The sequence below is a fragment of the Streptomyces sp. NPDC008317 genome, from assembly GCF_042955955.1.
In the GTDB taxonomy this organism is placed as follows: Bacteria; Actinomycetota; Actinomycetes; order Streptomycetales; family Streptomycetaceae; genus Actinacidiphila.
Map to the genome: position 1 here is coordinate 259,362 of NZ_JBIBFQ010000008.1, position 13,604 is coordinate 272,965.

Below are 13,604 nucleotides of genomic sequence, written 5' to 3' on the forward strand. Positions count from 1 at the left end.
GCGGCAGCGGGGGCCGCGGCGCGACAGGGTGATACACCGTCAGATCACCCTGCCGTGCCGGAGCTCCCGCTGCCGCCGGTGCCGGAGGGCGTCCAGCGGTTCCGGCGCCTGCGACGACGGATGGTGGGCCTCCTTGACCAGGAAGTGCGGGCGCCGCTTGGTCTCGTAGGAGATCCGGCCGATGTACTCGCCGATCAGGCCGGGCATCACCATCTGGACGCCGCCCAGGCCCGCGATGATGGCGACCAGGGTGACACAACCGGGCGCGTCGACCCCGGTGACCGGCGCGTCCACCGTGACCCCGGCCGCGGAGAGCCTCCCGAGCACGGCACGGGTCCGCGCGTCGAAGCGGTCGATGACCGCCTCCTCGTCGTCACAGGGCACGACGACCGAGAGCTTCGTCATGCGCGCCTCCCGGGGCGACGGAGACCGAGGGCGGTTCCGCGGAGCGCGGACCCGGCCAAGAGCCCGTCCGGCGTGGGGCGTTGGGGGAAGAGCCGCCGTGCGAGGGTGCGTCCGGCGGTACCCGAGGAGCCGTCGCGCCCCGAGCGGTCGCGGAACCGGCCGCCGACGCCGACCGCGAGCAGCACGGCCAGGGCGAGGCCGGAGGCCGGGAGCCCGGCGTTCAGACCGGGTGTGCGGAACGAGCAGGAGACCCGCGAACCGCCGCCCAGATCCACGGCGATGAGGCCGCCGAGGGTGCGGGGGGCCGTCGACGCGCCGCCGTCGACCGAACAGCGCCAGCCGGTCACGGCGGGCACGGCGAGGACCGCGGTGCCGTGGCCGCCCCGGCGGAAGGCGGCCGTGATCGTGTGGCCGCCCGCCGTGACCTCGGCCGGGCCGGTGGCCCGCAGCTTCGCGACGGCGCTCCGCAGCGCGCCCTGGTCGAGGCAGCCGACCGGGAACCGGGGGATGTCCTGCGCGGTGGTGGTGCCCAGTGCCAGCCGGATCCGGCCGCTCGCGGGCACGGCGCCGAGCGGCATGATCCCGTTGGCGGCCAGGTCGTGGACGCCGACCGCCCGGTACTCGGCGCCGTTCGCACGGACCGGGCCGGAGAACCAGGGCGTGTACAGATACGCGAGGGTGCCCGGCGCGCAGGTCGCGGTGAACGACGTCCAGGCCGCGCCCTTGGCGTTGCCCGGCAGCCGCCAGGTGCCGTTCGGCTCGGGGACGGGCCGGGGCCCGGAGGCGGGGGAGAGCAGCGGCACGCGGTAGACCCGGGCGCCGAGCACGCGCTGCTGCCGGGCGAAGACCGAGGTGTCGCGGACGGCGCCGTCGAAGGCGGCGCCGGGCCTGAGGGTGACGATCGGGGGAGCGGGCGCGGTGTGCTGGGCGACGGCGCTCGGCGCGCCGGGCACATTGCCGAGGGAACTGCTCACTCCCATGATCGCCCGGCCCACCGGGTCGTCGAGGCCGTAGATGTGACGGCCCCTCATGGTCCAGGCGGAGCCGAGGGCCTGGAGGGTGGCCGCGGTCCGCGCGGGCAGGTAGCTGCTGTAGTACGAGCCGCCCTCGCCGCCGAGCAGCAGCGGGTCGTTGGCGGTGTACTGGTGCGGACCGGGGTCGGTGCGGGTCGCGGGCCAGTCGTCCCGCGCGCCGACCGCCGCGTGCGCGGTGAGCGACGCGGCGCTGATCGTCTCCCTCGGCGTCCACTGGGGGTTGTCGTCCCTGATCACGCTGACGGAGAAGACGCTGTAGGCGGTGGCGAGGAAGACCGAGCAGGTCAGCGCGGCGAACACGCCGATACGTACCCGGCGGTCGGTCCGGTGGCGGGCGAGCAGCAGCAGAAGGCCGAGGACGAGGGCGCTGTCGGCGAGGATCAGGATCCACTCGCCGCGCGTGAAGTAGTGACCGCCGCTCACCGCGGCGAGCAGGACCGCCAACGCGGCCGCGCCCGCGAGCAGTTCACGTGGGCGTGGCCTGCGGGAGAGCGCCAGCCAGGCGACCGCCACCAGCATGGACGTCAGTGCGATGGCGGCGCGGTAGGGGCTGCCGTTGGGCATGGCCAGGCCGTGCCACAGCAGGACCGTCGGCTTCCAGACGTACGACAGGGCCACCAGGACCAGCAGCCCGGTCCAGACCGCGCGTTCCCTGCCCGGCACCCGCCGCATGAAGGGGAAGGCGAGCACGAGCAGCAGCGGCAGCAGTCCGACGGAGATCCGCGGGGCGGACGGGTAGAGGCCGCCGGGCAGCAGGTGCGCGAGGTAGTCGAGGGCGGCGGGCGGCGTGTAGTCCTGGGGCTCGGCGGGCTGGGACGCCTTGCTGGCGGTGTAACTCACCGTCAGCACGGGCGCGGCCAGCAGCAGGCCGGTCGCGGTCGCCGCCGCGGCGCGCAGCAGTGCGCGCCAACGGTCCCGTACCGGACGGGAGTCGAGCAGCAGGCGGGCGCCGAGGACCAGACCCATGCCGAGGGTCGCCATGGCCGCGGTGTAGAAGTTCGCCGCCCAGCACAGGGTGATCACCAGCGTCGCGGGCACCCAACGGCGGCCGTGCAGACACCAGTCGTAGGCGATGCCGAGCAGCGGGAAGGACGACAGGCCCCACATCCACATGGGGTCGCCGAAGCCGTCCGAGATCGTCCAGGTGCTCACCGCGTAGCCGACCGCGAGCAGCGCGCGCAGCCACGGCGAGCCCGGCCGCAGCCTGCCGAGGTAGACCGTCATCAGGGCCGCGCCGAGTCCGATGCTCAGCACCGTGGCCGTGAAGACGGCCGCGTTGACGGCGTCGCGCGGGAAGAGCCCGACCAGCCAGGAGAACGGGTTCATCAGATACGTGAAGAAGTCGGCGAGGAAGGGGACGCCGTATCCGCTGCCCCAGTTGACGATCAGGTCGCCGGTGGCGCGGCCGTGCATCAGGTCCCACAAGTGGGCGTGGTACGGCACGAATTGGTTGCCGAGGTCGTTGACGGCCCGCGATCTCGGTCCGAACGGATACGTCCCGTGCACGGCCAGCGCCAGGCAGTAGGCGCCCATGGAGACGGCCGCCGCGAGCAGCGCCGCCAGCGGTGTCGCGGCGGCCCGGAGCGCCGGGCGGCGCGGCGGACCGGCGGGCGGCGCCGCTGAGGGTGTGTCGATGGCCGCGGAGGAGGAGGTCAGCACCGTGTCCCGCTTGCTCGTATGCCTCGGATCGTCTCCCGGCGCATCCTACTACGTTCTTTGTAGTAGTTTTTGGCATCTCGTCGCTTCGTCGTCCTCCGGCGCCGACCGCCGGGGTTCATACCGCGGACGCCGTCGTACGCGACCGGCTCCGCAGCCGTCTCAGGGCCACATCGAAGGCCCCGCGCGCGCCGGGTGCCAGGCGCAGCGCCAGCGAACCGCCCGCCGTCCGGTACGCCTGGATCAGCGCGACGCCGTACCGCCCGCAGGGGGTGACCGTGCGCCGCAGCCCCGAGTCCTGGGCGCGCGGCGCGAGCGGGGCCGTCACCGTGCCGTCGGCGTACCGCAGCCGCACCCGTACGTCCCAGGTCTGGGTGCCGCGACAGCCCGCGGCGGCGAGCCGGCCCACGTCGAGCGGGACGCTGGCGCGCCAGCGACCGCACTCGTCGTACGCCGTGGCCGTGGTGGTGACGGCGGGTTCCGCGCCGTCCCGCGCGATGACGTCGACCTCCACGGCGACCGGGCCGCCGACCGCGGCGAGGCGGCCGTACAGATCGCGGATTCGCAGCCGCAGTCGCCCGTGACGGCCGGTGAACAGCGTGCCGTCCACTGTCAACGGCAGTGCTTGGAGCGGAAGTTGGCCGAGCCCGTCGAGCCTGACGTCGCGCAGGCCGTCCGACCAGACGGGACCGGCCGACGTCCGCGCGTACGGCGGGGCCAGTCTGGCCGGGTCCGCCGCGAGCTGCGCGAGCCGGGCCAGGTCGCGCGGGGCGTCACCGGCCAGCACCACCGCGGCGATCCAGCGGGCGGGGGCCGCCGCCGCGGCCCGCTCGGCGTCGGTGAAGGAGGCCAGGTAGGCGCGGGCCAGTCTCCACCACGCGCGCTGGTACGCGGGGTCGCGGCCGGGCAGTTCGCGGACGTACAGGCACAGGTCGTCATCGAGGAATTTGGTGCGGCAGGCGGCGGCGAGCAGGGGGCGGCGGGCGGCGGTGAAGACGTCGACGGCCTGGCGGTGGGCGGCGACGCGGGCGGCCCAGTCGCCGATGTCCCGGCGGGCGGGCGCGACCGGCTCCCCGGCCTCGCGGCGCGCCCGCCGGACGCAGACGGTGTCGGGCACGACGGCGATCGGCGGTCCCGCGGCCAGGACGCGGGCGGTGAAGACGAAGTCCTCGTAGGCGAAGGTGCCTTCGGGGCAGCGGAGCCGGTGCCGGTCGAGGAAGGCGCGCCGGTAGAGCTTGTTGACGCACAGGGTGTCGCGCAGGAGCTCCGGATGGTCCTCGGGGGACGCGAGGACGGCGGCCTCGCGGTAGAGCGCGGGCTGCCAGCGCACCTCACGGCCGCCGGGCAGTTCGCGGCGGACGGCGACGCCGACGGTGACCGGCGTGCCGTGGGTCTCCGCGGCGGTGAGCAGCGCGCGTACGGCGCCGTCCGGCAGCACGCCGTCGCTGTCGAGGAACATCACGTACTCGGCGGTGGCGACCGCGACGCCGTCGTTGCGGGGCGTGCCGCGACCGCCGCTGTTCTCGGCGCGGCGCACGACGCGCAGCCGGGGCTCGCGGGCGGCCAGCGCGTCCAGGACGTCGGGCGTCCGGTCGCGGGAGGCGTCGTCCACCGCGACGACCTCGGTGACGGCCAGGCCCTGCGCGAGCGCGGACCGTACGGCGGCGCCGACGGACTCCGCGTCGTCGCGGGCGGTGACGACGACGCACACGCCCGGCCCTGTCATCCGCATGGCGAACGGTCCATGGCGGCCACTCCCTGTCGGCCCTCTCCCGGTCGGCGGCCCGGTGCTCCGGGACGCCGTGATGCCGGTGGTTACTACACTCCTTGTAGTAACCACCCGGAACCGGAAGCTACTACAGACCTTGTAGTAGCGTAATAAGGGGAGACGAGATCACCGATGGCCCCTCAGCGCCGGAGCCGCGGCAGTCTGGCACGCGACATCCAGGCCGTACTCGCCGCGGGCGCAGGACCGATGACCCCGGCGCAGGTCCGCGACGCGCTCGGCGGGGAGCTGGCCTACACGACGGTGATGACGGTGCTCACCCGGCTGCACGCCAAGGGCGAGGTCACCCGGCGGCAGGAGGGCCGCGGCTACGCGTACACCGCGCCCGCGCACCCGGCCGAGGTCACCGCGCAGCGCATGCAGCGACTGCTCGACGCCGACGACGACCGCGCCGGTGTGCTGGTCCGCTTCGTCGGCACGCTCAAGGCCGCCGACGAACACCTCCTGCGCAGCCTCCTCGACCCTCCGGGCCCCGAAAGTCGCCGGGACGGCGAGGCAACCGACGGCGCGGCCGATCCGTCTGACGGACCGGAGCCGGACGGAAAGCGGTGAAGGTGCTGACAGCGGTGGACGCGACGAACGGGCGGCACGCGACGGGCGCGACCGCCGTGCGCGGCCCGACGCCCCAGGCCCCGTCCGACGCGACCGCATCGTGCGGATCGACGCCTCAGGCTCCGACCGACTCGACCGCGTCGCGCGGATCGGCGCCTCAGGACCCGACCTGCTCGACCGCGTCACGCCGTCCGGCACCCCCGGACCGGCGGCGGGCGGCCGACACCGGGGAGGCGGCGTGACCGGAGCCGTCTGTGCGACCACCCTCGTCTGCCTGCTGTTCGCGCTCACCGCGCCCCGGCTCGGGAAGCTGCTGCCGCCCGCCACGGCCACCCGGCTGCTCGTGCCCGCCGCGCTCGCGGTGGCTGCCTCGACCCTGTTCGTCCTCGGTGAGCTGGGCTTCACCTGGCTCGGACAGGTGCCCGCGATCGCCGCGCTCGGACCGTGGTCGCCCAAGCGCCTCGACGCCCTCGACCCCGTGCCCGACCCGCTGGCGGCGGCCAGCCTCGTCCTGCTGGCCGCGGCCGTCGCGCACGCCTCGCTCACCGTCGTCCGCCGACTGCGCGCGCTGGCCGCCGTCTACCGGATCGCCCGCGGCCCCCGCACCGCCGACCCCGTGCTCGTCGTCGACAACGCGTGGCCTGACGCCTTCACCACCCCCGCCCCCGCCGCGCGCATCGTCATCACCACCGGCCTGCTCAGGGCGCTCACCCCGCAGGAGCGGCAGGTCGTCCTCGCCCACGAGCACTCCCACCTCAACCACCGGCACGTCTGGTGGATCCTCGCCGCCGAACTGGCCGCGGGCGTCAACCCGTTGCTGCGCCGTACCGCCAAGGCGGCCGGTCAGGCCGTCGAGCGCTGGGCGGACGAGGACGCCGCCCGCAGCGTCGGCGACCGGCAGCTCGTCGCCAGGACCATCGCCCGCGCGGCGCTGCTCCAGCACGACGCGCCGCACCCGGCCGCCGGAGCCGCGCCCGTCGCGGCGGCCACCGGCAGCGACGTCCCCGCGCGGGTGCACGCCCTGCTCGGCCGCCCGCCGCGCCGCCGCCCGCTGGCCCTCACGACACTGGCCGCGCTGCTGGTCGCCAGCACGGTCGCCACCGCCGCCGTCGAACGCACCGGCGAGCACCTCTTCGACCGCGCGGCCCAGCCGCCGCCCGCCACCGTGCGCGACCACGTCCACGCGGTCGCGCGCGTCCCCGCGCCCGACCGCGCGCGCACCCCCGCACCGGGCCGGGTCACGCGCCACCTCCACTCGTCGCTGGTGCCCGCCCTCGCACGGGACCGGGCCGACCGCGACACGGGCGGCGACCGCCTCCGGGGGTGAGCGCGGCTCGCACCGCCCTTGGCGCGCCCTGTTCCGCGCCGGTACGGACCGGCGTAGGTTCTGGGGCGGAGACCGCGGCCGCAACGGCCGCCGGGGGAGGGCTGCATGACCGTGCTCAAGGGCAAGACCGCTGTGGTCACCGGCGGTTCGCGGGGCATCGGCCGGGCGATCGTGGAACGGCTCGCACGCGACGGCGCGGACGTGGTGTTCGGCTACGCGCGCGACGCCGAGGCCGCGGCCGATGTCGTACGCACCGTCGAAGAGGCGGGCGGGACCGCGCGGGCGCTCCGGGCCGACCTCGTGGAACCCGGCGCCGCCGAGCGGCTGATGGCCACCGCCGACCGTCACCTCGGCGGCCTGGACATCCTGGTCAACAACGCCGCGCTGAGCATCACCCCCACGCCCCTGGCCGACACCGACGAGGAGATGTACGACCGCGTGATGGCGGGCAACGCCAAGTCCACCTTCCTGACCATGCGTTACGCGGCCAGGCACCTGCGCGACGACGGCCGTGTCATCAACATCTCCACCCTCAACACGCTCCGCCCGGCGCCCGGGAACGCGCCCTACGCGGCCAGCAAGGGCGCGATCGAGCAACTGACCCGCGTGGCCTCCCGCGAACTCGGCGCGCGCGGCATCACCGTCAACACGGTCTCGCCCGGCGCCACCGACACCGACCTCCTACGCGAGGCCAACCCGGGTGCGGACTTCCAGCCGCTCATCGACCTCACCCCGCTCGGCCGCCTGGGCCGCCCCGCCGACATCGCGGACGTCGTCGCCTTCCTTGCCGGCCCCGCCGCCCGCTGGCTCACCGGCCAGAATCTCCGCGCGGACGGCGGCCTCAGCTAGTGGGGACCTGCGGTCTCCCCGCCGTGTCCCCACGGTGGCCCCGCGCCAGACCATCGGATTCCGGCTCCGAACGAGACCGCCGGACGACTCGCCAGACGAACACGGAGAAGACGTCATGACAGCATCCATCCTGGTCACCGGCGGTACGGGCACCCTCGGGCGGCACGTGATCCCGCTCCTGCCGGAGGCGGGCACCAAACCCCGGGTGCTGAGCCGTACGGCCCACGCGTCCGGCGACGGCGTCGAGTACGTCACCGGCGACCTGCTCACGGGCGAGGGAATCGACGCGGCGGTGGACGGCATCGAGACCGTCCTGCACCTCGCGGGCGACGCGAAGAGCGACGACAAGTCCACCCGCGCCCTGCTGACCGCCGCGTCGGCCGCGGGCGTACGGCACTTCGTCTACATCTCGGTCGTCGCGGCGGACAAGGTCCCGCTCGGCTACTTCAAGGTGAAACTGGCCGCCGAGCGGATGGTGGCCGAGTCCGGGCTGCCGTGGACGACGCTGCGCGCCGCGCAGTTCCACGAGTTCGCCTTCACCGTCATCGGGAAGATGGCCAAGCTGCCGGTGCTGCCGATCCCCGGCGTGATGCGGCTCCAGCCGGTCGACTCACGCGAAGTCGCCGCCCGCATGGTGGAGTTGGCCCTCGCCGAGCCCGCGGGGCGGGTCCCCGACATGGTGGGACCCACCGTCTACACGCTGGCCGAGGCGGCCCGCGGCTACCTCCAGGCGGTCGGCAAGCGCCGCCCGATCATGCCGGTCCCGATGCCGGGCAAGGCCGGGCGCGTGTACCGGGACGGGGAGAATCTGACGACTGAGGGCGCCACCGTCGGCGAGCGCACCTGGGAGGCGTTCCTGGCCGAACGGGCGGTCTGACCAGGGTACGTGGGCACACCGCGGGCCGCCGTCCGCTCCGCGTACGAGGGGGCGGCCCTCACGTACGCGGAGGTTCGCCCCTGCCCCGGACCGGATGCTCCGGCTGCCCGGACGCGTCCCCCGGCGGGCGCGGCTCGGGTACGGGGGCGGGGGCCGCGCCGCCCGCGACCCGTGTGCTCGACCGGCGGGTACCGGTTGTCGCGTAGGCCGAATAGCGCGGCACCCAGCGCAGCAGCGCGCCCGCCGCCGCGAGGCCGACCGCGCCCATGAGGGCGATCCCGGCCGCGAGGCTGCCGAGGGCGGCGGCGGCCGAGACGACCAGCGGACCGCCCGCCGCGCCGGAGTCCGCGCACAGCCGCCACACACCGAGGAACTGCGAGCGGGCGCGCGGCGGCGCGACATCGGCGCCGAGGGTCATGAGGATGCCGCTGCCGATCCCGTTGCCGAAGCCCATCAGCATGGCGACGACGGTCAGCGACGCCAGGCTGTGGGTCAGCGGCAGCGCGGCCTGCGCGCAGCCCAGCACCACCATGGACGGCACGGCGATCCACAGGCGGCCCGCCCGGTCCATCACCTGCCCCGACGGGTAGAAGGTCAGGGTGTCGACCAGCCCCGCGATCCCGAAGACCACACTGGTGGACGAAGGGCTCAGACCCAGATGGTCGGCCCACAGCGGCAGCACCGTCTGCCGGGTCGCGCGGACCGAGGCCACCAGCAGGACGGCCAGGCCCAGCGTCAGGAAGACCCGGCGGTGGCCGCGCAGCACCGACCGTACCGAGGCGGTCTCCCGCACGGCCCCCGCCGCCGGGTCCGCGACGTCGCGCACGGTCAGCAGCACCACGACCGTCACCGCCGTGCACAGCAGCGCCAGCCAGTAGATGTCGTGCACCGGGAACCTGGTGAGCACGGCCGCGCCGAGGAACGGCCCGACGAAGGCGCCGACGCGCGACATGCCGCCGAGTGTGGACATCGCCCGCGCGCGCAGCCCGGTGGGCACGACCTCGGTGAGATACGACTGTCTGGCCAGGATGAAGACGGCGTTGGAGGCGCCGGTGACGGTCACCGCCACCGCGAGCTGCCACACGCTGCGGGCCAGCGCGCAGCCGGACAGCGTCACCGCCGTGACCCCGGAGGCGACCAGCATCGCCTTGCGGTCGCCGAGCCGCGCCGCCAGCGCACCGGCCGGCACGTCGCCGAGGATCTGCCCGACGCCGAGCAGCGCCAGCACCAGCCCGGCGCTGCCGACGCTCGCGCCCAGCGCTCTGCCGCTGAGCGCGAGCACCGGAGCGAGGGCGCCCATGCCCGTCTCGAAGATCAGGACCGGCAGGAAGACCGCCGGTATCAGACTCCTCAGGGACACGGGACGCGCACTCACCTGTTGATTGCCTCACCTCGGGCCGGACCTCACCGGGCACGCCCTCGGTCGGCGGCGGGCCGTCCACCATTCAACAACAGCCGAGATGTCGATCCGGGCCCGACCCGTTCGTATGGACAGTGAGAGCCGGTCGGCGGACCGGCCGCACGAGCCGGGCAGGAGCCCGGTACGGACCCGGGAGGCACCCCATGCCGCAGTATCTGCTCAGCGTCTACCAGCCCGACACCGACGAGCCGCCGTCCGCCGAATTCCTCGCCCCGATCCGGCGCGACCTCGACACGCTCAACGCCGAGATGAAGGCCGCCGGGGCCTGGGTCTTCGCCGCGGGCCTGTTCCCCGCGGGCACGGCCACCGTGCTGCGGCACAAGGGCGACGACATCCTGACCACGGACGGCCCGTACGTCGAGGGCAAGGAGCACCTCGGCGGCTTCACGATCGTCGAGGCGCCCGACCTGGACGCCGCCCTCGCGTGGGGCCGCGCGCTCGCCCGCGCGACGACCCTCCCGATCGAGGTCAGGCCCCTCCGGTACGGGCCGTCCGAGTGACGTCGGCATGACGCGCGAGCCGGAGCGACGGCCGCCGTACGAGGGGCCGGAGCCGGGGCCACGGGCGGCGTACGGGCCGGGAAAGGGGGCGGCGCCCGAGCCGGAGGTCGCCCGCGTCTTCCGCGAGCAGTACGGCCGCGCCGTCGCCGTCCTCGTCCGCTCCTTCGGCGACATCGACATCGCCGAGGAGGCGGTCCAGGACGCGTTCACCACGGCGGTACGGCGCTGGCCGGCCGACGGGGTGCCGCCGAGCCCGGCGGGCTGGATCATCACCACGGCGCGCAACCGCGCGATCGACCGGCTGCGCCGCGAGTCCTCCCGCGCGGACCACCACGACCAGGCCGCGCTGCTGCGGGCCGACCGGGAACCGCCGCGAGAGGAGGGCCCCGTGCACGACGACCGGCTGCGGCTGATCTTCACCTGCTGCCACCCGGCCCTCTCCCCGGCGGCCAGGACCGCCCTGACGCTGCGGCTGCTCGGCGGGCTGACCACGGCCGAGATCGCGCGGGCCTTCCTGGTGCCCGAGCCGACCATGGCGCAGCGGCTGGTGCGGGCCAAGGGCAAGATACGCGACGCGCGCATCCCGTACCGCGTCCCGTCCGACGCCGACCTGCCCGACCGGCTCCGCGCGGTGCTCGCGGTCGTCTATCTGATCTTCAACGAGGGCCACACAGCCGGTTCGGGCGACCGACTGGTCCGCGCCGACCTGTGCGCCGAGGCGGTACGGCTCGGCCGCCTGCTGCACGCGCTGATGCCCGACGAGCCCGAAGTGCCCGGCCTGCTGGCGCTGATGCTGCTCACCCGGTCGCGGGAGGCGGCGCGCACCGCCGGGGACGGCGGCCTCGTCCTCCTCGCCGACCAGGACCGGAGCCGGTGGGACCGCGCCCTGATCGCGGAGGGCCAGGATCTCGTACGGCAGTGCCTGCGGCGGGGGCAGCCGGGTCCGTACCAGATCCAGGCGGCGATCAACGCCGTGCACAGCGACGCGCCGACGGCGGCGGCCACGGACTGGCCGCAGATCGTGACGCTGTACGACCAGTTGCTCGCCGTCGCCCCCGGCCCGGTCGTCGCCCTCAACCGCGCGGTCGCGGTGGCCGAGGTCGAGGGACCGGCGGCGGCGCTCGCCCTCGTCGACCGCCTCGACCTGGACGGCTACCACGTCCTGCACGCCGTCCGCGCCGACCTGTTGCGCCGCCTGGGCCGTACGCGGGAGGCCGCGGCGGCCTACGACGCGGCGCTTGAGCGGACCGACAACGCGGCCGAGCGGGCCTTTCTGCGCGGCAGGCGGCGGTCGCTCGACGGGCCGACGCCGTAGGGCCGGTGGGGGCGGCCCCGTATGCCCCTCGTCAACCGGCGCGCAGCGCGGCCAGGCGGTCGAGGAAGACGCGCTGCCCCTCCACGATCTTCTCGTGGGCCTGCGGCAGACCGAGCCAGGCCACCCGGTCGATCTCCGGGAACTCCTGGAGGCGGCCCGACCCCTTCGGCCACTCCATCGTGAAGGTGCCGGGCACGGCGAGGGCCGGGTCGAAGTCGGCGTGCAGCGCCCAGGCCGTGACGACCTTGCCGCCGGACTGCTCGGTCTCGCCGAGCGGGAGGAGTTCGCCGTCGGGCAGCGGCAGGCCGACCTCCTCCCGGAACTCGCGCCGGGCGGCGTCCACCGCGGCTTCGTCCGGCCCGTACTCGCCCTTGACGATCGACCAGGCGCCCGCGTCGCGCCGGGCCCAGAAGGGCCCGCCCATGTGCCCGAGAAGGACCTCGATCCCGCCGTCCCGGTCCGCGCCGCCGACCTCGCGGAAGAGCAGGACCCCGGCGCTGCGCTTGTTCACCACACCGCCAAGTCTGGCCTCCCGGCCGAGGTTTACGGGAGAGGCGCACCAGACAGACGCCTGCCGGACCGGGCCCGCGCAAGGCCGCGTCCCCCCGCGCCCCGGTCGGCACCCTCGCACGGCGCCGCTTTGGCCGCAGCCGTCGCCGTCCGCGCGGCGGGGGGATCTCCGTGGCGACGTCGACCGGGTGCCACCAGGCGTCCTGGGCGGCGCGGGGCGCCGATCGGGCGCGTGGCACGATGATCGGACCGCGAACCCCCGAAACCCCCGAAACCCCCGAACCCCCGAAACCCCCGAACCCCCGAACCCCCGGAGCAGCGCGTGCGCCACCTCGACTATGACGACATCCGGCAGGCGGCCGACCGCATCGACGGCCACATCAGGCCGGTGGCCGTCACCAGAGCCGACCCCGGCCTCGTCGGCGGCGGCCGGGACGGCGAGCCCTACGAGCTCTGGTTCGCCCTGGAATACCTCCAGTTCACGGGCTCCTTCAAAGCGCGCGGCGCGCGGAATTTCCTGCTCGCGCACAGCGCCGCCGGCACCCTCCCGGCCGCGGGCGTCACCATCGCGTCCGGCGGCAACGCCGGGCTCGCCTGCGCGTGGGCGGCCAAGGCGCTCGGCGTCCCCGCCACCGTCTTCGTGCCCGAGACGGCCCCCGCGGTGAAGGTCGCGCGCCTGCGGGCGTACGGCGCGGACGTACGCCTGGTGGGCAAGGAGTACGCCGAAGCGCTCGCCGCCTGCGAGGAGTTCACCGCCACCGCGGGCGCGCTGGGCAGCCACGCCTACGACCACCCGTACATCGCCGCAGGGGCGGGCACCGTACTGGACGAGATCCGTACCGCGATTCCCGGCCTGGACACCGTCCTTGTGGCGGTCGGCGGCGGCGGACTGTTCGCCGGGGTCGCCACCGCCGCGCGCGAGCACGGCATCCGCGCCGTCGCCGTGGAGCCGGAGAACGCCCGTACGCTGCACGCGGCCGTCGAGGCCGGCCACCCGGTCGACGTGACCGTGGACTCCGTCGCGGGCGACTCGCTCGGCGCGCGCCGCGCCACCGAGATGGCGGTCCACGCGGGCCGTCAGGACAACGCGCGGTCCGTCCTGGTGCCCGACCGGGCCATCATCGCCGCCCGCCAGACGCTCTGGGACGAGCTGAGGATCGTCACCGAGGTGGGCGGGGCCACCGCCTTCGCGCCGCTGCTGCCGACCGGGGGAGAGGACGGCGGCGGGCGGCCGTACGAGCCGCGCCCCGGCGAGAAGGTGGCGGTCCTGCTGTGCGGGGCCAACACCGACCCCGGCGATCTGGTGGCCCGCGCGGAAGGCTGAGCCGCGGCCGTTCGAGGGCGTCCCGCTGCGGCGGGGCGTTCCGAGCGGC

The 13,604-nt window shown here is 75.2% G+C and carries 12 protein-coding genes; 7 read left to right on the plus strand and 5 right to left on the minus strand.

Features of this window, described 5'->3' with window-relative positions; all coding sequences use genetic code 11:
• Nucleotides 1-39 precede the first annotated feature (39 nt).
• The 3 genes from ACFY9V_RS25770 to ACFY9V_RS25780 form a co-directional block, all read right to left on the minus strand.
• Complete coding sequence (locus ACFY9V_RS25770; RefSeq protein WP_391163108.1) at nt 40-405, minus strand: hypothetical protein; 366 nt, start codon at nt 403-405, stop codon at nt 40-42.
• Entirely contained in the window at nt 402-3,098 is a 2,697-nt protein-coding gene (locus ACFY9V_RS25775) for a YfhO family protein (protein ID WP_391163109.1), read from the minus strand. The genes ACFY9V_RS25770 and ACFY9V_RS25775 overlap by 4 nt, the downstream gene beginning before the upstream one ends.
• Before the next feature lie 115 nt (nt 3,099-3,213).
• Complete coding sequence (locus ACFY9V_RS25780) at nt 3,214-4,827, minus strand: glycosyltransferase (protein WP_391163111.1); 1,614 nt, start codon at nt 4,825-4,827, stop codon at nt 3,214-3,216.
• Nucleotides 4,828-4,995: 168 nt separating this feature from the next.
• Between ACFY9V_RS25780 and ACFY9V_RS25785 the strand changes: the two genes are divergently transcribed.
• From ACFY9V_RS25785 to ACFY9V_RS25800, 4 genes are all read left to right on the plus strand, one after another.
• Nucleotides 4,996-5,433: a BlaI/MecI/CopY family transcriptional regulator gene (locus tag ACFY9V_RS25785; RefSeq protein ID WP_391163112.1), complete on the plus strand. Its 438-nt coding sequence runs from the start codon at nt 4,996-4,998 to the stop codon at nt 5,431-5,433.
• A 100-nt stretch (nt 5,434-5,533) separates the two neighbouring features.
• Entirely contained in the window at nt 5,534-6,760 is a 1,227-nt protein-coding gene (locus ACFY9V_RS25790; RefSeq protein ID WP_391163114.1) for a M48 family metalloprotease, read from the plus strand.
• A gap of 105 nt (nt 6,761-6,865) precedes the next feature.
• Nucleotides 6,866-7,609 (plus strand): glucose 1-dehydrogenase, encoded by a 744-nt coding sequence (locus tag ACFY9V_RS25795; protein WP_391163115.1) that lies wholly within the window; start codon nt 6,866-6,868, stop codon nt 7,607-7,609.
• Between the two features lie 115 nt (nt 7,610-7,724).
• Nucleotides 7,725-8,486, plus strand: coding sequence for an NAD(P)H-binding protein (locus tag ACFY9V_RS25800; RefSeq protein WP_391045909.1), 762 nt, complete (start codon nt 7,725-7,727; stop codon nt 8,484-8,486).
• Between the two features lie 58 nt (nt 8,487-8,544).
• Here ACFY9V_RS25800 and ACFY9V_RS25805 read toward each other — a convergent pair whose 3' ends face one another.
• On the minus strand, nt 8,545-9,846 hold the full coding sequence (locus ACFY9V_RS25805) for an MFS transporter (RefSeq protein ID WP_391045908.1): 1,302 nt from the start codon (nt 9,844-9,846) through the stop codon (nt 8,545-8,547).
• 203 nt (nt 9,847-10,049) lie between these two features.
• Between ACFY9V_RS25805 and ACFY9V_RS25810 the strand changes: the two genes are divergently transcribed.
• On the plus strand, nt 10,050-10,406 hold the full coding sequence (locus ACFY9V_RS25810; protein ID WP_391045906.1) for a YciI family protein: 357 nt from the start codon (nt 10,050-10,052) through the stop codon (nt 10,404-10,406).
• A gap of 7 nt (nt 10,407-10,413) precedes the next feature.
• A complete protein-coding gene (locus ACFY9V_RS25815; protein WP_391163118.1) occupies nt 10,414-11,721 on the plus strand; it encodes a sigma-70 family RNA polymerase sigma factor in 1,308 nt (435 codons plus the stop codon).
• Nucleotides 11,722-11,752: 31 nt separating this feature from the next.
• Here ACFY9V_RS25815 and ACFY9V_RS25820 read toward each other — a convergent pair whose 3' ends face one another.
• Complete coding sequence (locus tag ACFY9V_RS25820) at nt 11,753-12,235, minus strand: NUDIX domain-containing protein (protein WP_391163120.1); 483 nt, start codon at nt 12,233-12,235, stop codon at nt 11,753-11,755.
• Nucleotides 12,236-12,553: 318 nt separating this feature from the next.
• On the opposite strand from ACFY9V_RS25820, the gene ACFY9V_RS25825 reads away from it, so the two are divergent.
• A complete protein-coding gene (locus ACFY9V_RS25825; protein WP_391163121.1) occupies nt 12,554-13,555 on the plus strand; it encodes a serine/threonine dehydratase in 1,002 nt (333 codons plus the stop codon).
• The last annotated feature ends 49 nt before the right edge of the window (nt 13,556-13,604 follow it).